15 protein-coding genes, 2 tRNA genes and 2 pseudogenes are annotated in these 19482 nt (G+C 70.0%); 6 read left to right on the top strand and 13 right to left on the bottom strand.

What is annotated here, in order from left to right; genetic code table 11:
* Window positions 1-56: 56 nt before the first annotated feature.
* Genes OHA88_RS36145 through pgsA form a run of 3 tightly spaced genes read right to left on the bottom strand, consistent with a single transcriptional unit; the run spans window position 57 to window position 2817 of the window.
* Complete coding sequence (locus OHA88_RS36145; RefSeq protein WP_328628596.1) at window positions 57-1217, bottom strand: glycosyltransferase family 4 protein; 1161 nt, start codon at window positions 1215-1217, stop codon at window positions 57-59.
* Window positions 1214-2149 carry a phosphatidylinositol mannoside acyltransferase gene (locus OHA88_RS36140; protein WP_328628595.1) on the bottom strand — a complete coding sequence of 312 codons (936 nt, stop codon included), beginning with the start codon at window positions 2147-2149 and terminating at the stop codon, window positions 1214-1216. The genes OHA88_RS36145 and OHA88_RS36140 overlap by 4 nt, the downstream gene beginning before the upstream one ends.
* Window positions 2146-2817: a phosphatidylinositol phosphate synthase gene (gene pgsA, locus OHA88_RS36135; protein WP_267006184.1), complete on the bottom strand. Its 672-nt coding sequence runs from the start codon at window positions 2815-2817 to the stop codon at window positions 2146-2148. Before pgsA ends, OHA88_RS36140 begins: the two co-directional genes overlap by 4 nt.
* Before the next feature lie 267 nt (window positions 2818-3084).
* Here pgsA and OHA88_RS36130 point away from each other — a divergent pair, with 267 nt between their 5' ends.
* Together OHA88_RS36130 and OHA88_RS36125 are read left to right on the top strand one after the other, a co-directional pair.
* Complete coding sequence (locus tag OHA88_RS36130; RefSeq protein ID WP_328628594.1) at window positions 3085-5310, top strand: elongation factor G-like protein EF-G2; 2226 nt, start codon at window positions 3085-3087, stop codon at window positions 5308-5310.
* A 148-nt stretch (window positions 5311-5458) separates the two neighbouring features.
* Complete coding sequence (locus OHA88_RS36125) at window positions 5459-7129, top strand: hypothetical protein (protein ID WP_267008161.1); 1671 nt, start codon at window positions 5459-5461, stop codon at window positions 7127-7129.
* 67 nt (window positions 7130-7196) lie between these two features.
* Here the strand turns inward: OHA88_RS36125 and OHA88_RS36120 are convergent, their stop codons facing one another.
* The gene (locus OHA88_RS36120; protein ID WP_326602544.1) at window positions 7197-7757 is read right to left on the bottom strand and encodes an HIT family protein; all 561 of its coding nucleotides are present in this window, start codon (window positions 7755-7757) and stop codon (window positions 7197-7199) included.
* Window positions 7758-7823: 66 nt separating this feature from the next.
* On the opposite strand from OHA88_RS36120, the gene OHA88_RS36115 reads away from it, so the two are divergent.
* Window positions 7824-8501, top strand: coding sequence for a potassium channel family protein (locus OHA88_RS36115; protein WP_328628593.1), 678 nt, complete (start codon window positions 7824-7826; stop codon window positions 8499-8501).
* A gap of 34 nt (window positions 8502-8535) precedes the next feature.
* Here OHA88_RS36115 and thrS read toward each other — a convergent pair whose 3' ends face one another.
* The 3 genes from thrS to OHA88_RS36100 all read right to left on the bottom strand — a co-directional run bounded on the left by thrS (window position 8536) and on the right by OHA88_RS36100 (window position 12520).
* On the bottom strand, window positions 8536-10512 hold the full coding sequence (gene thrS, locus OHA88_RS36110) for a threonine--tRNA ligase (protein ID WP_313936353.1): 1977 nt from the start codon (window positions 10510-10512) through the stop codon (window positions 8536-8538).
* A 128-nt stretch (window positions 10513-10640) separates the two neighbouring features.
* Window positions 10641-11924: a hypothetical protein gene (locus OHA88_RS36105; RefSeq protein WP_328628592.1), complete on the bottom strand. Its 1284-nt coding sequence runs from the start codon at window positions 11922-11924 to the stop codon at window positions 10641-10643.
* Entirely contained in the window at window positions 11924-12520 is a 597-nt protein-coding gene (locus tag OHA88_RS36100) for a DUF4365 domain-containing protein (RefSeq protein WP_030918773.1), read from the bottom strand. The genes OHA88_RS36105 and OHA88_RS36100 overlap by 1 nt, the downstream gene beginning before the upstream one ends.
* A 195-nt stretch (window positions 12521-12715) precedes the next feature.
* On the opposite strand from OHA88_RS36100, the gene OHA88_RS36095 reads away from it, so the two are divergent.
* Entirely contained in the window at window positions 12716-13441 is a 726-nt protein-coding gene (locus OHA88_RS36095) for a 3'-5' exonuclease (protein ID WP_328628591.1), read from the top strand.
* A gap of 92 nt (window positions 13442-13533) precedes the next feature.
* Here the strand turns inward: OHA88_RS36095 and OHA88_RS36090 are convergent.
* Both OHA88_RS36090 and OHA88_RS36085 read right to left on the bottom strand, forming a co-directional pair.
* Window positions 13534-13605 (bottom strand) — tRNA-Val (locus OHA88_RS36090).
* Window positions 13606-13644: 39 nt separating this feature from the next.
* Entirely contained in the window at window positions 13645-14091 is a 447-nt protein-coding gene (locus OHA88_RS36085) for an SRPBCC family protein (protein ID WP_328628590.1), read from the bottom strand.
* 83 nt (window positions 14092-14174) lie between these two features.
* Between OHA88_RS36085 and OHA88_RS36080 the strand changes: the two genes are divergently transcribed.
* Window positions 14175-16658, top strand: a complete 2484-nt coding sequence (locus tag OHA88_RS36080) for an SCO7613 C-terminal domain-containing membrane protein (protein ID WP_328628589.1) — start codon at window positions 14175-14177, stop codon at window positions 16656-16658.
* 46 nt (window positions 16659-16704) lie between these two features.
* On the opposite strand, the pseudogene OHA88_RS36075 reads toward OHA88_RS36080, so the two are convergent.
* The 4 genes and pseudogenes from OHA88_RS36075 to OHA88_RS36060 all read right to left on the bottom strand — a co-directional run.
* Window positions 16705-17492 (bottom strand): annotated as a pseudogene (locus tag OHA88_RS36075) (exo-rhamnogalacturonan lyase family protein); the annotation flags it as partial.
* Window positions 17492-17771: pseudogene (locus tag OHA88_RS44720) on the bottom strand (extracellular solute-binding protein); the annotation flags it as partial. The pseudogenes OHA88_RS44720 and OHA88_RS36075, both read right to left, overlap by 1 nt.
* A gap of 344 nt (window positions 17772-18115) precedes the next feature.
* Window positions 18116-18187: transfer RNA gene (locus OHA88_RS36065), tRNA-Val, on the bottom strand.
* Window positions 18188-18241: 54 nt separating this feature from the next.
* On the bottom strand, window positions 18242-18721 hold the full coding sequence (locus tag OHA88_RS36060) for a TIGR02611 family protein (protein WP_328628588.1): 480 nt from the start codon (window positions 18719-18721) through the stop codon (window positions 18242-18244).
* A 190-nt stretch (window positions 18722-18911) separates the two neighbouring features.
* Between OHA88_RS36060 and OHA88_RS36055 the strand changes: the two genes are divergently transcribed.
* Window positions 18912-19325 carry an SsgA family sporulation/cell division regulator gene (locus OHA88_RS36055; protein WP_003959770.1) on the top strand — a complete coding sequence of 138 codons (414 nt, stop codon included), beginning with the start codon at window positions 18912-18914 and terminating at the stop codon, window positions 19323-19325.
* The last annotated feature ends 157 nt before the right edge of the window (window positions 19326-19482 follow it).

The raw sequence follows: 19482 nt of genomic DNA, 5'->3' as shown, positions 1-19482 counted from the left end.
CCGCACGGAGCCCTGACCGCCCCGGTGCGGCCGGCACGGAGCCGGAGCGTCCCGCCTCAGGGACGGGCCAGCCCGAACCGGGCCCGCAGCCCGGTGCGTTCGTCCGTCGCCACCGATGCGGCCCCGTCCGTCACCGTCTCGTACACCGCGAGGATGTCCGCCGCCACCGTCGACCAGTCGAACCGCCGCACATGCGCGCTGCCCCGTTCGCTCAGCTCCGCGCGCCGCGCGGGATCGCCGAGCAGCCGGATCGCCGCCGCCGCCAGCGCGTCCGCGTCCTCGTTGGCGAACAGCTCGCCCGCCGCGCCCAGGTCCAGCACCTGGGCGAACGCATCCAGATCGCTGGCGAGGACCGGTGCGCCCGCCGACATCGCCTCGACCAGAATGATCCCGAAGCTCTCGCCGCCCGTGTTGGGGGCCACGTACACATCGACGCTGCGCAGCAGCCGTGCCTTGTCCTCGTCGCTCACCATGCCGAGGAACTCGACGCGCTCGCGCATCTCCTCCGGCAGCGAGGCGACGGCCTCCTCCTCGTCGCCCCGGCCCGCCACCAGCAGCCTGGCGTCCGGGCGGGCGGCGAGGATCGCGGGCAGTGCCCTCATCAGGACGGGCAGGCCCTTGCGCGGCTCGTCGATGCGCCCGATGAAGCCGATCGTCCCGCCCTGCCACTCGGATTTGGGCTCGGCCTTGTCGAAGAAGCCGACATCGACCCCGTTCGGAATGACCACAGCGTCGCCGCCGAGGTGCTCGACCAGGGTCCGGCGCGCATACTCGCTCACCGCGATGCGCGCGCTGATCTTCTCCAGCGCGGGCTGCAGGATCGGGTACGCGGCGATCATCGCCCGGGAGCGCGGGTTGGAGGTGTGGAACGTGGCGACGATCGGCCCCTGCGCGGCCCAGCAGGCGAGCAGCCCCAGCGACGGCGAGGTCGGCTCATGGATGTGGATCACGTCGAAGGTGCCGTCGTGCAGCCAGCGGCGCACCCGCGCAGCGGAGAGGAATCCGAAGTTCAGCCGGGCGACGGAGCCGTTGTACGGGACGGGCACGGCCCGGCCCGCCGACACCACGTACGGCGGCAGCGGCGTCTCGTCGTCGGCGGGGGCCAGCACCGACACCTGGTGGCCGAGGCGGATCAGGTGCTCGGCCAGGTCGCGGATGTGGAACTGCACACCGCCCGGTACGTCCCAGGAGTACGGGCAGACGATGCCGATCTTCACGGCTGCTCCTCCCTGGGTTCGAGGTCGGCGAGCCAGAGCCGTTGCAGCATGTGCCAGTCCTCCGGGTGCTCCGCGATTCCGGTGGCGAAGGCATCGGCCAGCGCCTGTGTCATCACAGACGTCTTCTCGGTACGCGTACCTGACTCGGGCACCTCGACGGCCGGGTGGATCCGCGCCTTCATCACCGGAGTCCCGTCGTACCGGAGGGTCACGGGCAGCAGCAGCGCACCGGTCTGCTGGGCCAGCAGCGCGGGACCCGCGGGCATCCGTGCCGTGTCGCCGAAGAACGTCACCTCGACACCGGATGCGGACAGATCGCGGTCGGAGACCAGACAGACCAGGCCGCCGTCGCGCAACCGCCGCGCCAGGGTGCCGAAGGCGGACCCGCCGGTGTGCGGCAGGACCTCCATGCCGAGCCCCTCGCGGTAGGCGACGAACCGGTCGTACAGCGATTCGGGCTTCAGCCGCTCGGCGACCGTGGTGAACGGCACCTTCATATCGGTGGTGACCCAGGCCCCGGCCAGGTCCCAGTTGGCCAGGTGGGGCAGGGCGAGGATCACACCGCGTCCGGCATCGAGCCCGTCGGTCAGCCGGTGGGCGTCCGTCACGTCTATGCCGGCCTTGATCCGCTCCGGGCTCCACGTCGGCAGACGGAACGACTCCATCCAGTAGCGCATGTACGAACGCATCCCGGCCCTGGAGAGCTCGGCGAGGCGGGCGGGGCTCGCGTCCGGTACCACCCTCGCCAGGTTCGACTCCAGCCGCAGCACACTCTTGCCGCGCCGCTTCCACACCTGGTCGGCGAGGGCACGGAAGAGGGCCTGTGCGACCGGTTCGGGAAGCTTCTTGACCGCGCCCCAGCCGAGCCCGTACAGACCGTCGGTCAGCCGGTCCTTCAGCCCTGGCTTCGACTCCCCCTGGGCGCCGCTCACTGTGCGGCCTCGCTCCCCCGGTCCGCCGCCGCAGCGGCCGCGTCGGCCTCCGCGGACTCGCGGCGCACGGTCACCACCCGCTGCACGAGCGTCACCAGACTGCCAACGGCGACGATCCACAGCGCGATCGGCAGCAGGATGTCGATGCCCGGCACACCGAACTTGTGGAGCCCGGCCAGCCCGGCCGCCACCAGCGAGATCACCAGCCGCTCGGCACGCTCGACCAGACCGTTGACCGCGACCGGCAGGCCGATCGATTCGCCGCGGGCCTTCGTGTACGAGACCACCTGGCCGCTCGCCAGGCAGAAGATCGCCACGGCGCACAGCACGTTGTCGTCGCCGTTGCCGGCGTACCAGAGCGCGAACCCGCCGAAGATCGCCCCGTCGGCGACCCGGTCCAGGGTCGAGTCCAGGAACGCGCCCCAGCGGCTGGAGATACCGGCCTGTCGGGCCATGTTCCCGTCGACGAGGTCGGAGAAGACGAAGATCGTGATGACGATCGTGCCCCAGAAGAACTCCCCCATGGGGAAGAAGACCAGCGCACCTGCCATCACTCCGGCCGTACCGATGAGCGTGACCGCGTCAGGGCTCACACCGAGACGGAGCAACAGGGCGGCGAACGGTGTGAGGACACGCGTAAAAAATGCACGCGCGTACTTGTTCAGCATGGCCTTCCCGAGGGGTCGGTGGGCCGTGCGGCCCCTTCGGCCACCGGCTGGCCCATCGTAGTCACCCGTGCAGGGGTCCAACCTCCGGGCACCCGTCCAGGTGCGTCGGCGTACGACGTATGGACGCAGGCCGACGTGAGTGGAAAGCTCGAATTACCGCGGGCGTCGCCGAAGCCGCCGCGGCGGCTCCCCGTGCCCGCGCCCCTCATCTCCCCTCAACGCGCCAGGCAAGCTCCCCGCACAGCGCACTCCACCGGGAGGCACATCATGGGCGACAAGGCACACGCACACACCGGGGCCGCCGGCAGAGCAGCAACGGCCGACCGGCCCTCCTCCATACGGAATGTGGTGCTGGTCGGCCACAGCGGTTCAGGCAAGACCACCCTCGTCGAGGCCCTCGCACAGACCGCCGGAGCGGTCAACCGGGCCGGCCGGGTCGAAGACGGCGGGACGGTCTCCGACTACGACGAGATCGAACACCGCCAGCAACGCTCCGTACAGCTCTCCGTGGTCCCCGTCGAATGGGGCGGGTACAAGATCAATTTGTTGGACACCCCCGGATACGCCGACTTCGTCGGGGAACTCAGGGCCGGTCTGCGGGCAGCGGACGCGGCCCTCTTCGTTGTCTCGGCGGCCCAGGAGGCCGACGCCGTGGTGGGCACCACCCGCGCCGTGTGGGAGGAGTGCGCCGCCGTCGGCATGCCGCGCGCGATCGTCGTCACCCACCTCGACACCGCGCGCACCTCCTTCGACGGGATGACCCGGGTCTGCGGAGAGATCTTCGGCGGCGACGACCCCGACGCCGTACTTCCGCTCTATCTCCCGGTGCTCGGCGCCGAGGGCCCGGACGGGCACGCCCCGCTGACCGGACTCACCGGACTCCTCTCGCAGCGGATCTTCGACTACTCCAGCGGCGAGCGGAAGGCGACCCCGCCCGCCGACGACCAGCAGACACCGCTCCAGGACGCCCGCAGCCGGCTGATCGAAGGAATCATCGCCGAGAGCGAGGACGAGACCCTGATGGACCGCTACCTCGGCGGCGAGGACATCGACATCAAGACCCTCATCGACGACCTGGAGCGCGCCGTCGCCCGCGGCACCTTCCACCCCGTCCTCACCGCGGCACCCGCCACCGACGGCGCCCGCCAGGGCATCGGCACCGTCGAACTCCTCGACCTGATCACGGGCGGCTTCCCGACCCCGCTGGAGCGCCCGCTGCCCGCCGTCACCACCCCGCAGGGCGCCCTGCGCCCCGCCCCGGCCTGCGACCCCGAAGGGCCGCTGGTCGCCGAGGTGGTCAAGACGGCCTCCGACCCGTATGTCGGACGCGTCTCGCTCGTCCGCGTCTTCTCCGGCACCCTGCGCCCCGACGAAACCGTCCATGTCCTCGGCCACGGCCTCACCGACCCCGGCCACGAACCCCGTCCCTTCCACGACGCGGAGGTCCGGGTCGGCGCGCTCTCCGCCCCGTTCGGCAAGCAGCAGCGCGCTCTGACCAGCTGCATCGCCGGGGATCTGGCCTGCGTCGCCAAACTGGGCAGCGCCGAGACCGGAGACACTCTCTCGGCCCCGGACGATCCGCTGCTGATGGAGCCCTGGACCATGCCCGATCCGCTGCTGCCGCTCGCCATCGAGGCACACAGCAAGGCGGACGAGGACAAGCTCTCCCAGGGGCTCGCACGGCTCGTCGCCGAGGACCCGACCATGCGCCTCGAACAGAACCAGGACACGCATCAGGTGGTCCTGTGGTGCCTCGGCGAAGCCCATCAGGACGTGGCCCTGGACCGGCTGCGCACCCGGTACGGGGTCCAGGTCGACTCCGTACCGCACCGGGTGCCCCTGCGCGAGACGTTCGCCGGCCCGTCGACCGGCCGCGGCCGGCACGTCAAGCAGTCCGGCGGCCACGGCCAGTACGCCATCTGCGAGATCGATGTGGATCCGCTGCCCCCCGGTTCGGGCATCGAATTCGTCGACAAGGTGGTCGGCGGGGCGGTACCGCGCCAGTTCATCCCGTCCGTGGAGAAAGGGGTACGCGCCCAGGCAGCCCGCGGAGTGGCGGCCGGCCATCCCCTGGTCGACGTCCGGATCACCCTGCGGGACGGGAAGGCGCACTCGGTGGACTCGTCCGACGCCGCGTTCCAGGCGGCGGGCGCACTGGCGCTGCGGGAGGCGGCCGCGGACACCCGTATCCAGCTCCTCGAACCCGTCTCCGAGGTCCAGGTCCTGATCCCCGACAACTATGTGGGCCCGGTGATGAGCGATCTGTCGGGGCGGCGCGGGCGGGTGGTCGGCACCGAGCAGTCGGGGCCGGGACGCACCCTCGTGCGGGCCGAGGTGCCGGAGCTGGAGATCGGCCGGTACGCAATCGACCTGCGCTCGCTGTCGCACGGCACCGGCCGCTTCGACCGGTCGTACGCCCGGCACGAACCGATGCCCCCGCAGCTCGCGGACCGCATCCGCGAAGAGCGGGAAAACACCTCAAACGGTACATAGTTGGCACCGCTGCCCGCCCTTGTCCACAAGGGCGGGCAGCGCGTTGATCCGGACGATACGCTGTGGTCCCAGCTCAGAAGGTGTGCCGGGCACGGCAGTTGGGAAAACAGCCGCAGGAGCAGATCCTTGGCGGCAAGTGGGGGCGACAGTGGCCAACGACGGATTCGATTTCTCTCCTGGAGCGCAGATCCCGCTCCAGGGGGCGGCCGGACAGGCGGTGGCGACGAACGCCCTGGCCTCCGCCGCATACCGCGACAGCCCGGTGGACGACATCCTCAAGGCCAACAGCGAGTGGCACAAGTCCAAGATCGAAGAGGGCCGCTCCAAGCTCTTCAAGAGCAAATACTTCGCCCCCAACCTCGGCGAGGCCTTCTCCCGCGCCGTGCAGGAACGCATGCTGGGCGGCGCCCGCAAGGCCCTCATCCAGTCCTTCGGCACCGACCCGCAGACCGTCGTCGAGCACTGCCTGTCCGCGACCCGGCTCCGCAAGGCCAGGGACACCAAACTGACCCTGGTCACCGTGGTCTTCGGCTTCCTCTTCCTGCCCGGACTGCTCCTGTGGGTGCTTGCGTTCCGCCTCCGCGACGGCCTGGGCGCCACCAAGGACAAGGCCCTCAGCGCCCTCGGCATCGCCCTGCTCCCCGTCATCGGCATCGCGGCCCTGTTCTTCCTGATCAAACTGCCGGCCACCGGACTCCTCGCGCTGTACCTGCGCGCCATGATCGTCGCCCCTGTCATCGGCTGGCTGATCGCCAAGCGGATCGCCGAGACGTCCGCCAAGGACATGCGCGCCCGCTGGGAAGGGCTGCTCTCCGGCGGCGGTGTCATCGCCAAGATCCCCGAGGCCGTACCGAAGAACCCGAACGAGACCGCCCGCGAGGCGCTCCGCCAGGGCCTGGAGAAGCTGGCGGCCGAGCAGCAGTCCAACTCCGTCTTCTACGCCGGCCCCAAGGGCATCCTCGGCATGGGAACCCGCTGGGGCAGCTGGCAGCTCGCCGAGGAGCTCGTATCCAAGGATCCAGGCAAGGAATTCCACCGGTTCCGCAGCTGGGACCTCATTCGCGTCATCCACGACCAGCTCAAGATGCTGGAACGCGGCCCGCTGCACACCGGCGGCTTCCCCACGCCGTCGGTCACTCACTGGGTCGTCTCGCCCGTCGGCGAGAACGCCGACGAGGTCGCCCGCCCGGAGGGCGAGGACGTCGCCACCTTCCAGATCAAGCCGCACGAGATACAGCGGATCTGCAACCACCAGCAGTTCGGCAGCGGCGACCGGCACTACCTCGGCGTCCAGTTCACCCTCTGGGACGGCCAGCTGGTGATCACCATGATGATCACTGTCACGGTGCTCCACGAAACGCTGCGGATCGAGGTCACCGGGCACGCCCTGGGCCCCGTCCATTCGCTCTTCACGAGCAAGCCGAAGGCCAAGGAGAAAACGGTCAACAAGACGGTCAGGTTCTGGGAGACCCGCAAGGTCATGCTCCCGCTGGTGGAGCCCAAGGAGGTCGTCCGCCTGGCCCTGCGTGCCCCCTTCACCTGGTACCCGCCGCTGCTCGACTACCTGGGCGGCAAGATCACCCTCCCGGAGCCGTTCGGCCTGCGCCACGCCTGGGCCGAGAAGCCTTGGCGCCACCGCTTCATGGCGGACGACGCGATCCGCGCCGCCACCCCCGTCCTGCGGGCCGTGCACGCCGCGGCGCTCCGAGTCCTCGACGAGAACGGCGTCAACACGGAGCGCTTCGACAACCGCTCCATGATTCTCAGCGGATTCGTGCAGGATCCGACGCCGAAAAAGGCAGACGTGTACGACGCATAGAGACGCAGTGGGTACGTGTGGGGTGCCCCGGACCACTCCGTGGCACCCCACACGGGTACCGCTCGACTCAGGCCGCGGGCCAGGCGTCGGCCAGCATCTTCCGGGTGTCGGCCAGCAGCTGCGGCAGCACCTTCGTATGACCCACCACCGGCATGAAGTTCGTGTCGCCACCCCAGCGCGGCACCAGGTGCTGATGCAGATGGGCGGCGATTCCCGCGCCCGCCACCGCTCCCTGGTTCATCCCGATGTTGAAGCCGTGCGCTCCCGAGGCCGCCCGCAGCGCCGACATCGCGCGCTTGGTGAAGTCGGCCAGCTCAAGCGTCTCCGGACCGTCCAGCTCCGTGTAGTCGGCGACATGCCGGTACGGCACCACCATGAGGTGGCCGCCGTTGTACGGATACAGGTTGAGCACGGCATAGACCTTCTCGCCGCGCGCCACGACGAGTCCGTCCTCGTCCGACTTCGCCGGGATCGCACAGAACGGACAGCCGTCGCCGGCCTCAGGGCCGGTCGGCTTGTTCTCACCCTGGATGTACGCCATCCGGTGAGGCGTCCACAGGCGCTGGAACGCGTCGGGCGTTCCCACTCCGATCTGCTGCTCCGGCTCAGTCGTCATGCCGATCAGCATATTGCTTCACTCCCGCCGCGCGTGTCGCCGGGGCCGCACCGGTCGGCGGACGGCGATGCTGAGGCGATGAGCGACCAGCCCACGGACTCCACCCCTCTGCGGTTCAGTCGCTGGGAGCAGCGAACGGAAGTACCGCTCTTCGTCGCGTCGCTGGTCTTCCTCATCGGGTACGCGGGCCGGGTCCTCGCCCCGCACGACGCCCAGCCCTGGCGCGGCATCGCCCTGATCCTGGTCTGTTGCACCTGGCTGTTCTTCGGCGTGGACTACGTCGTACGGATCCGGCTCAGCGGCCAGGGCCTGCGGTTCCTGCGCACCCACTGGCTGGACACGGTGGTGCTGGTGCTTCCACTGCTGCGCCCGCTGCGCCTGATCCGGCTCTACACGGCCCTCCAGCGGCGAAGGGAGCAGCCACGGCTGAGTCTGTACGCCCGGGTGATCGCCTACGCCGGTATGACCGCCCTGCTGCTCGGATTCTCGGCCGCGCTGGCCGTGTACCACCAGGAGCACGATGCTCCGGGCACCACGATCCGCACCTTCGGCGACTCGGTGTGGTGGGCGTGCGAGACGCTCACCACAGTGGGGTACGGGGACGCGGTCCCGGTCACGGCGGGCGGCCGGACCGTCGCGGCGGGGCTGATGGTCTGCGGTCTGGCGCTGCTGGGGGCAGTGACTGGTTCGTTCTCGTCGTGGCTGGTGCAGGTGTTCACCCGGGAGGACGAGAAGGGGCCCACGCAGAGCGGCTAGCGCTGCGTGGACCCCTGGAGCCCCTGTCGGCCGGTCAGACCTGGACGCGGTCCTCGACGGCCTTCTGGATCTTGGCGATGGCCTCGTCGACCGGGATGCCGTTCTCCTGCGATCCGTCGCGGTAGCGGAAGGATACGGCGCCGTTGGCCATGTCCTCGTCACCCGCGATGATCATGAAGGGCACCTTGGCCTTCTGCTGATTGCGGATCTTCTTCTGCATGCGGTCGGACGAGGCGTCCACCTCGACCCGCAGCCCCTTCTTCCTGGCCGCCGCCGCGAACTCCTGGAGGTACGGGATGTGCGCGTCGCCGATCGGGATGCCGACCGCCTGGACCGGGGCCAGCCACACCGGGAACGCACCCGCGTAGTGCTCCAGCAGCACGGCGAAGAACCGCTCGATGGAGCCGAACAGGGCGCGGTGGATCATGACCGGGCGCTGCTTGGTCCCGTCGGGGCCGGTGTACTCCAGGTCGAAGCGCTCCGGCAGGTTGAAGTCGAGCTGCACGGTCGACATCTGCCAGGTGCGGCCGATGGCGTCCTTGCACTGGACCGAGATCTTCGGGCCGTAGAAAGCGGCGCCGCCCGGGTCGGGGACCAGGGGAAGGCCCTGCTTCTCGGCCACCTGGCGCAGCGTCTCGGTGGCCTCGTCCCAGATCTCGTCCGAGCCGACGAACTTCTCCGGGTCCTTGGTGGAGAGCTCCAGGTAGAAGTCGGTCAGACCGTAGTCGCGCAGCAGGTTCAGGACGAAGGTGAGCGTCTTGTCGAGCTCCTCCGCCATCTGCTCCTTGGTGCAGTAGATGTGCGCGTCGTCCTGCGTGAAGCCGCGCGAACGGGTCAGGCCGTGCACCACACCCGACTTCTCGTAGCGGTACACCGTGCCGAACTCGAAGAGACGCAGCGGCAGTTCGCGGTAGGAACGGCCGCGCGCATCGAAGATCAGGTTGTGCATGGGGCAGTTCATCGGCTTGAGGTAGTAGTCCACCCCGTCGTCGAGCTGCATGGGCGGGTACATGCCTTCGGCGTACCAGTCCAGGTGGCCGGACTTCTCGAAGAGCTTGCCCTTGGTGGCGTGCGGCGAGTAGACGAACTCGTAGCCCTCCTCCTCGTGCCGCTTGCGCGAGTAGTCCTCCATGGCCCGGCGGACGATGCCGCCCTTGGGGTGGAAGACGGCGAGGCCGGGGCCGATCTCGTCGGGGAAGGAGAAGAGGTCCAGCTCGTTGCCGAGCTTGCGGTGGTCGCGCTTGGCGGCCTCCTCCAGGAACTCCAGGTGTGCCTTGAGCTCGTCCTTGGTGGGCCAGGCGGTGCCGTAGATGCGCTGGAGCATCGGGTTCTTCTCGCTGCCCCGCCAGTACGCCGCGGCGTTCCGCATCAGCTTGAACGCCGGGATGTTCCGGGTGGTCGGCAGGTGCGGACCGCGGCAGAGGTCCTTCCAGCACAGGTCTCCGGTCTTGGCGTCCAGGTTGTCGTAGATGGTCAGCTCGCCGCCGCCCACCTCGACGTCCGCGCCGTCGTCCGTGGAGGCGGCACCCTTGATACCGATGAGCTCCAGCTTGTACGGCTCGTCGGCCAGCTCCTCACGGGCGGCCTCGTCGGTGACGACCCGGCGGGAGAACCGCTGTCCCCGCTTCTGGATCTCCTGCATCTTCTTCTCGATGGCCTTGAGGTCCTCGGGCGTGAACGGCTTCTCGACGTCGAAGTCGTAGTAGAAGCCGTCCTTGACCGGCGGGCCGATGCCGAGCTTGGCCTCGGGGAAGAGCTCCTGCACGGCCTGCGCCATGACGTGCGCGGTGGAGTGCCGGAGGATGTTCAGGCCGTCCTCGGAGGAGATCTCGACGGGTTCGACGACCTCGCCGTCGGCGACGACGTACGCGAGGTCCTTCAGCTCACCGGCGACCCGGGCGGCAACGACGGTGCGCTCGCCGGGGAAGAGCTCGGCAGCCGTAGTGCCCGTCGTCACCACGCGCTCTTCCCGCTCGGAATCGCGTTGGATGATCACACGGACGTCTGACACCGGTCTCTCCTGACTGAAGGGGGGTGCGCGCCCTGTTCCACTGCGCACGCAAGACGAATCGTACCGAGCCGATGGCCCCCTTAGCGAAAGGGTCGGCTCAGGCCGCCCGCCTGCCCGATTCGGCGCGCCTACTCGCCCGTGCAGGCCTCCTCGAAGAAGTCGAGGTTCTCCTGGAGCGACTTCATCAGCCGGTCCCGTTCCGCCTCGTCGACCTGTACGGGTACCACCTGCGAGGCCCGGGTCAGCCGCCGGAAGCCGTCCCGGCTCTCCAGCCTCCCCTCCACCCGGATCGGCAGCCCGACGAGATGGGCGTGGCCGGCGATCCGGTACGCCTCCTCGTCGAGCTCGAGCCGCACGTGCGGAACCTCGGCGCCCGCCAGGACCCGCAGCCGTACGACTCCGGCGCCGCGCGGCCCCGAGCGGCGCATCCGGACGACGGCCCCGGTGATCCGTACGTTGACGGCGGGTTCGTCCTCGACGTATCGGGCGCCGGCCAGCCGCAGGGCGGGCAGGTCGCCGGGTGAGAACTCGACCGGTTCGGGGCGGGCCGGGCAGCCTTCGGGGGTTCCCGCGGCGGGTGCCCAGGCGAGGGAGATCCTCGTCCCTTCCGAGCCGCGGACCAGGGCGATGACGGCCTGGGTCAGCTCCCGGCTGACACCGGCCTCGACAGCACCGTCGAAGGCTTCCATGCCCCCGGTGGCGCGCTGGAAGTCGATGGCCTCACGGGTGGCGTGCAGGGCGTGGTAGAGCCGTACGGAGACGGCGCGGCCCGGTTCGACGGGGAGATACGCGGTGAGGTCGCGGCCACCCGGCGCGGGTCCGACGAGGATGCCTTCGAGCGCGGCGAGGGCCCGGCGACGGTGACGTGCGCCGTGGAAGCCGGTGCGCCCCCGCACGGCGAGCGCCCCGGCGAGAAGGATCTGCCGGGCCGCGGCGCGCAGCTGTTCGGCGCCGCTCCAGCTGGCCGCTCCGGCGGCGCCCGCGGCGCCGACCGCACCGTCGGGGACATCGCGCCACCAGCGGATCTCGTCGCTGGGCACGGCGAGGGAGACCAGGACGTCACGGGCTGAGGGCGCGGCGCTCCGGGCGAGCGCGGTGAGTGCCTCGGCGAGGAGGTCCTCGCTGTCGGGGAAGGCCGTGGTCTCGGGTACGAGCAGGCTCGTACCGCCGCCGGAGGGTGCCACGGTTCCCGGCGGGGTCCATCGGCTGTACCGCCCGGCCGAGCCGCCGCGGCGACGCCAGCCGTGCCGGTCCAGCAGGGCGCCGAGGACCGCGGGGTCGACGCGGGCGGGATCGGGGATGTCCCCGACGGGCGGCAGCGCGGTGGGCCAGTGGCTCACCGTCTCACTGGGGTGTGGTCGTGTGCCCGACGGCATCACTGCATCGACGGGCTCGTCCATCGGCCGGTGCATCAGGGTCTCCCTCCCGCCCCGACCCGCGTCATGATCTCGCAGAGCGCGCGGTCGTCGAATATGCGCGTGGTCGGGATCCGCACAGTGGTCCTGTGCCGGCCTGTCACCGCGTGGCCGGCCAGGTTGGTCCAGTAGCAGCAGTGCCGCAGGTCGAGCCGGTCGTGTCCGGCCCGCAGCCAGTCGTCCTGACTGCGGGGCACAACCATCACGACCAGGATCTTGTGCACCGACACGGGCGTACGGGCCAGCTTCACCAGGTGGGCGTTGTCCAGCGTGAAGGCGAACGTCGGTCCGGACGGGTGCGGTGGTATCTGGTAGGTGCATTTCAGCTGCACCTTTATGGTCACCTCGTCGTCGACGAGGTGACCGGGGGCGCCGTGGCTGACATGCCAGTCGATGCCGTTGTCGGGAAAGGGCTGCGACAGGGAGCACCCCGCCGCGGCCGCGACCGCGTGCAAGTAGCCCACCTGGAGGGTCTCCATGCAGGCGGTGGTGGCGAGTGTGCCGCGCAGCGGAGCGATCTGCTGGGGCAACAGCCCTCCCCCGTAGCCTTCGGCACGGGAGGGGCCCCCTGATTCGGGCTGCGCGAGCGCCATGGCTCCGTATGCCTTCCGGGCTGTGCCGTTCGGTTTGTTCGGTTGGTGAGTCCTCGGGGCAACTTCCGCGCCCGTCACCTGTGTTGTCACCGCACGGAGCGGTCCGCAAACGGCGTATCAGGCAAAGGGCCCGGGTATCACCGAATCGGGCAGGGGAATCACACCATCTGCCGGTCGGGCACGAGGAGTTCGGGGATGACTCACTGGTATGAAGGGCCACTGGCCGCTTTTGACACCGAGACAACAGGAGTGGACGTCGAGGAGGACCGCATCGTTTCGGCGGCCCTGGTCGTCCAGGACACGGCGGGCGGGCGCATGCGCGTGACCCGCTGGCTGGTGAATCCGGGGGTGCCGGTGCCCGTGGGGGCCACCGAGATCCACGGTCTGACCGACGATCACCTTCAGCGCAACGGCCGGTGGCCGGCGCCGGTGGTGGAGGAGATAGCCCGGGCGCTCGCCGAGCAGTGCGCGGCCGGGCGCCCTCTCGTCGTGATGAACGCGCCGTTCGATCTGACGCTGCTGGACCGGGAGCTGAAGCGGCACCGGGCGTCGTCGCTGACCGGGTACCTGGAGAACACGCCGCTGTGCGTGCTGGATCCGCGGGTCCTCGACAAGCATCTGGACCGGTACCGCAAGGGCCGGCGCACGCTCACCGATCTCTGTGCGCAGTACGAGGTGGTGCTGGACGGCGCCCATGATGCGGCGGCCGATGCGGCGGCGTCGCTGGAGCTTGTGCGGGCGGTGGGGCGGCGCTTCTCATCACGTCTGGAGCGGTTGTCCCCCTCGGAGCTGCACGCGCTGCAAGCGGTGTGGCACGCGGCGCAGGCCCGCGGGCTGCAGGCGTGGTTCGCGAAGAGCGGTACGCCGGAGGCGGTGGACCCGGCCTGGCCGCTGCGTCCGGAACTGCCGGCGGCGGCATGATCGCGGGCCTGCGGAAGCCGGTCCCGTGACCGTGGTCCGGACATGCAGAGGCCGGTCCGTCGATGAAGCTGACGGACCGGCCTCTCCCGGGGTGGGCGATACTGGTTTCGAACCAGTGACCTCTTCGGTGTGAACGAAGCGCTCTCCCACTGAGCTAATCGCCCGGGAACGCACTGAACCATACAGGGCTCGGCGGGTGTGGTTCAAACTCCTTCGAGACGGGCCACCAGTCCTCGGCGTCCGGCCCGCATCATCAGCGCGTGGTTCGCCCGGAACACCGCACGTCCCGGCACCGCGAGCAGCCGCATCATCGTCCGGCGCACCTCGACCTCCTGCTCGTACGTGGCGCGGGTGCCGGTGCCGTGTGCGGTGACGGTCCAGCGGGCCCAGCCGTCGAGGTCGCCGTCGAGTGTCACTTCGAGCACTCCGGCCGCCGGGTCGCGGCGGCTCTCGCGGACGGTCATGACGAGGTCGTACGGGAGGAAGGAGCGGATCCGCATGGTTCCGGTGGCGTCGTCGACGGTGGCGACCTCGCGGATCTGCGGCCACCATCGGGGGTACTCCTCGGCGCGTTCGAGGACTCCGTACACGACAGCGGGTGGGGCGGATACGTCCCAGATGCTCATAAAACGGTAGCGGCTCCAGTCCATGGATCCCAGTCTGCGCGTACTCAGTCCCACAGCTGAGTATCCGAGCGCATGTCCGAACCTGTGGGCCGCGCCACACTCCGTTCATGGAACATGTGCCGCCGCCTGCCGAGGAATTGGCGCTCCTCGACCGTGAACTGGCCCGGCTGGATGCCCGCCGGATGCAACTGCTGACCCGTCGTGCCTGGCTGCTGAGTGTTCTGCAGCCGCCGGTCACGCCTCCCGCAGCACCGCCCGGACGAACGGCCCCGGCCCCGTTCGCGCCCTCGTTCCCCTCGGCGGCCCCCGTGCCGCCGCGCAGTGCACAGAATGTGCTGCTGACCCTGGGCGGTCTGCTGCTGATGATCGCGGCGATCGCATTCACCCTGGTCAGCTGGGGCCAGATGGGGATCGGCGGCCGCTCGGCGGTGCTCGCTCTGGTGACGGTCGCCGCGCTGGCCGCGCCCGCCGTGCTGCTGCGCCGTGGGCTGTCGTCGACAGCCGAGTCGCTGGGCGCGCTCGCGCTGGTGCTGATGGTGCTGGATGCCTATGCGCTGCACCGGGTGGCGGCGCCGGACACCGGCGGCCTCGGTTTCGCCTCGGCCGCTTCGGCGGTGCTGGCCGTTCTGTGGGCGGCCTACGGTCTGGCGCTCGACAAGCTGCGTCTGCCGCTGCCGATGGCCGTGGTGAGCGTGCAGTTCCCGCTGGTGCTGTGGGCCTGGGCGGTGGGTGCGCAGGCGTCGGTCCTCGGTGGGGCGCTGCTGCTGACGGCGGCGCTGGACTGTGCGATCGCCCTGTGGGGCAAGGGTGTTGCGATGCGGGTGACCGCGACCGTCGGTGGTTGCCTTGCGGGGACGGCGGGGCTGCTGGTGGCTCTGGTGCTGTCGGTGACGGCTGGTGCGCCGGCGGCGGCGGTGGCGCCCGGGGCGCTGCTGCTGGCGGGGGCGGCGGTCGCGCTGTTCGGGGTGTGGCGGGCGCCGAAGGAGTTCGCGGTGGCCGGTGGGCTGCTGGCCGGGCTCGCCGTGGTGGCCGGGGTGGGCGGTGTGCTGCGTGCGGGGGCGGCTGAGGACTGGTCGGTTCCGGTGTATCTGCTGTGCGGTCTGGTGCTGCCGGCAGCGGTACGGACTCCGCTGCCGCGACCGGCAGGGCGGGGCGTGCTGTGGGCGTCGGGGGTGGTGGTCGCCGGGTCGGTGCTGTCCGCGGTGCCTGTGGTCGCGATGACGCTGGTGGGTCCGGTTTCGCGGCTGACGGCGGTGTGGTCGGGTGCGCCGGAGGGCCGCGCTCGCGGTGCGCTGGGACTGGAGGGAATGGAGTGGTCGCAGCTCTCCACGGCCCCGGTGATGCTGCTGGTGATGGCCGGTCTGACGGGGGCGGCGTACCGCTGGTGGACGTGGTGTGTACGAACGGCCGGGGCGGTGGTCTCCCCCAGTACGGCACGGCCGGGTGCGGCGGGTGCGAGTGCGCTGGTGCTCGGCTGGACGGGGCTGCTGGTGCTGCCGGTTGCGCTGGACGCTCCGTACGCGGTGGCGGTGGCGGTGCAGTCGGTGCTGGTCTCGGCGCTCCTCGCCGTGACGGTACGGGGGGTGCGCCGCGGCGCGGGCCCTGTGGCGACGGCCGCGCTGGTGTGCGCCGTGGTCGGGGCGGTGAGTGCGGGGGCGCTTTCGCTGGCCGTGGAGCCCGCCACCTATGGAGTGTTCGGGGCGCTGCTGGTGCTGTTCGCGGCGGCGGCGGTCGGGATGCGTGCCGGTGCGGCGACGGCGGCGCGGGGGGCCCGGCTGAGGCAGGCGGTGCCGGCGTGTGCGGCCGTGGTGTGCGCGATGGTGCTCGCCGGTGCGGTGGGGGCCTCACTGGAGCTGGCGACGTACCGGGCCGCGCCGCTCATGCTGATCGTCCCCACCGTGACGGTCCTGCTCGGGGCGCGGCTGCGGGGCGCGCCGTCGGCGTTGCCGGTCGAGCTGACCGGCGCCGTCGCCGGTGCGGTGGCGGTCGCGATGGCCGTACCGGATGCGCCGTTCCTGGCTCTGGTCCTCGCGCTGTGCGGTGTGCTGGCGGCGGGCACGGCTGTGCGTGCGGAGCGGCGGCCGGCGGCCGGGTATCTGGCGGTGGTCCTGTTCGTCCTGGCGACCTGGGTGCGGCTGTCGGCGTCGGATGTGTCGGCCCCGGAGGCGTACACCCTGCCGGTGACGGTGCCCGCGCTGGCGGTCGGTGCGCTGCGGCGGCGCCGTGATCCGGCGGCGTCCTCGTGGACCGCGTACGGGGCGGGCCTGGCGGCGACGCTGGTGCCGAGTCTCTTCGCGGCCTGGGTCGACCCGTCGTGGGTGCGGCCGCTGCTGCTCGGCGTGGCGGCGTTGGTGATCACGCTGGCCGGGGCGCGGCTGCGGCTGCAGGCGCTGCTGCTGCTCGGTGGTGCGGTGCTGGCCATGGATGCGCTGCACGAACTGGTGCCGTATGTGATCCAGGTCGTGGGTGCACTGCCGCGCTGGCTGCCGCCCGCGCTGGCCGGTCTGCTGCTGCTGGTGGTCGGGGCGACGTACGAGCAGCGGCTGCGCGATGCGCGGCGGCTGAAGGACGCCCTGGGCCGGATGCGCTGACGTAGGTCGTGGTCGGCGGCCCGGCCCGGGGCGTGCTTCGGCTGCCTCAGGCCGGCATCCGGTCACCGAGGAGTGCGAGGTTCTCGATGGCGGCGAGTCCGTACAGCGCGGTGTCGTCGGTGTGGACCCAGTTGGCCTCGCTGCCTGCGACGGTGGTGACGGGGCCGCTCGCCTTCTCCGTCTTCCAGGGGGGATTCCTGGTAGCCGGCGCTCTTGTAGAACTTCTCCCAGGCGCGGGCCGCGGGCTTCGCGTCGCCGGTCTGGACAGCGGTGTACGCGTCGAGCCGCGAGTGGCCCTGGAACAGCAGCAGGCTGCCGAAGTCCGTTCCGTAGCACGCGGTCCGCTCCGCCTTGATGGCGTTGAAGTACCGGCAGTAGTCCAGATGTGCGTCCTTGAACGCGAGCATGTCGACGAGGCCGATGAGTTCGGCGCACAGTGCGTTCGGCCCGAAGACCGCGGACAGGTGGGATTCGCTGACGACGGGTTCGGTGGCGACGGCGAACTTCCCGGTGTGCAGGTCGTACAGGCCACTGCCCCTTGTCCGCCTCGGGTTAGCCCCAGAAGCCGTACCAACGGCGCATCTCGACCTGGTCCTCGTAGTACGTGAAGAGAAAGTCCAGGTGGTCCTCGATCTTCGCCTTCGCGGGGGTGGAGCGGTCGACCGGGGGGAACAGTCCGCCGAAGACCTTCGCGCCGATCAGCTGCGAGGGCGGGGCGACGAGCTCCGGCAGGGTGCGGACGGTACGTGACTGCTGGGCGAGCGCTTCGGCACTGGGGGTGGAGTCGTTGGCCCAGAAGACGAGTTCGCTGGTGCGGACGATGCCGTACGGGGTGCTTGGAAGTTCTCCATGCTGAGATTTCCGGCCTCGACCTGGGAATTGAGGTCGAGCAGCACACGCTTGTCGTCGTACTTGTACAGAAATGCGACGGAGTTCCGGAAGACATCGGGGGCATTGCCCGCGGAGGCCTGCGTGTTGAACTTCTTCCAGAAATTCTCGTAGTCCTGGAAGTCCGTCTTGACCTTGATGTTCGGGTGCTTCTTCTCGAAACAACGCGATGGTCTTGTTGATCAGCGTGGCCCGCTCCTGGCCGCCCCACCGGAAGCAGCGGATCTCGACCTACCCGCCGCCCCCGCCGTCACCGCCGCAGCTGGAGGCCATCAGCCCCAGTGCCGCCACACCGATGCCGGCCGCACGCAGCCCCTGGGCACTCCGCCAAGACCTCATGACACACCCCTCCCGGGCAGCCGGCCCCGCCACCACGGTTCGATTCAATCGCTTCAGAAAACGCTTGCTGGACAAGCTGGAGATCCAAGGGGGCAACGTCAACGGTTGAGACGAAATCGATCGAAGCGCTTCGACTCGTCCGGGGCGACAGGGGCCCGCGACACCGGATTCGGTCCGGGAAACGCAAAGAGCCCGTGAGACTCTGCAGTCTCACGGGCCCTCTGTCCAGGTGGGCGATACTGGTTTCGAACCAGTGACCTCTTCGGTGTGAACGAAGCGCTCTCCCACTGAGCTAATCGCCCGGACGCACCGCAAACATTACCCCATGTCAGCGGTGCCCTCCGACCACCGTCAGGTCACTCGTTGATCTTCCACGGCATCATGATGCCGAACTTCCAGACATAGATCCCGACCAGCACGGCGACGATCACCAACCCGACCACGGTGAGGATGATGTTCCGTCGCCGGACCTTGGGATCGAGCGCCTTCTGCGCCGCCTCGGTGACCTTGCGACGGGTCCAGCGCAGCACCAGCTGCGCCCAGACGAACTCGGTCGCCCAGATCGCCATGCCGCCGAAGATCACCAGCCAGCCGGGCCCTGGCAGCGGCAGCATGATCACGCCCGCCACGACCACGGCGAGGCCGACCACGAAGACGCCGACCTGCCAGCTCACATGGAGCGCCCTGGACGCCTTGATGAAGCCGGGCGCCCGCGATCCGAGCTCCCGGTCACCCTTCGTCACACCCTCGGTGACGTCCGGCGTCACGTCCCCCGTAGCGGGCACCCGGGCCGCCGGTGCGGCGGCCTCGTCCCGCGCGTCACTCTCCGCATTCATACGCCCCAACCTACCGGAACGGTCTTTGTCACCGGAATGGTCGCATAACCCAAAGTTACACACCGCTGCACGAGCTACCTGAAGGGCCACAAAAAGGTCAGAGGGGTTTACAACGCCACCGTAGGTGGCATGTCGATTTCGCCGACGTGCGAATCCCCGAGCGCACACTGAGCGAAAGGCCCTGGCGCTTATGAACACCACGGTCAGCTGCGAGCTGCACCTGCGCCTCGTTGTGTCGAGCGAGTCCTCACTGCCTGTACCCGCGGGCCTGCGGTATGACACGGCCGATCCGTATGCCGTGCACGCCACCTTCCACACCGGAGCGGAGGAGACGGTCGAATGGGTATTCGCCCGCGACCTCCTAGCCGAGGGGCTGCACAGGCCCACCGGCACCGGAGACGTCCGCGTCTGGCCATCTCGAAGTCACGGCCAGGGCGTCGTCTGCATCGCGCTGAGCTCCCCAGAGGGCGAAGCCCTGCTCGAGGCCCCGGCGAGGGCCCTGGAGTCGTTCCTGAAGAGGACCGACGCCGCGGTACCGCCCGGCACCGAGCATCGTCACTTCGACCTCGATACGGAGCTCTCACACATCCTGGCCGAGAGCTGAGCCAGATCGAGAGCTGCACGGCGCCGTCCGACTCGGGGCGACGGTGCCGCGCAGACAACCACATAGGGCAGACACCGGCGCCGTGACCACGGAAACCACCGTGGTGACGGCGTCGGTGCGATGTGCGCCGGTGCGCACCGGCGCACATCCGGCCCAC

It is taken from the genome of Streptomyces sp. NBC_00353 (assembly GCF_036108815.1).
GTDB lineage: Bacteria > Actinomycetota > Actinomycetes > Streptomycetales > Streptomycetaceae > Streptomyces.
The sequence above is the reverse complement of the archived record's forward strand: the minus strand, read 5'-3'. Positions and strand labels throughout refer to the sequence as shown.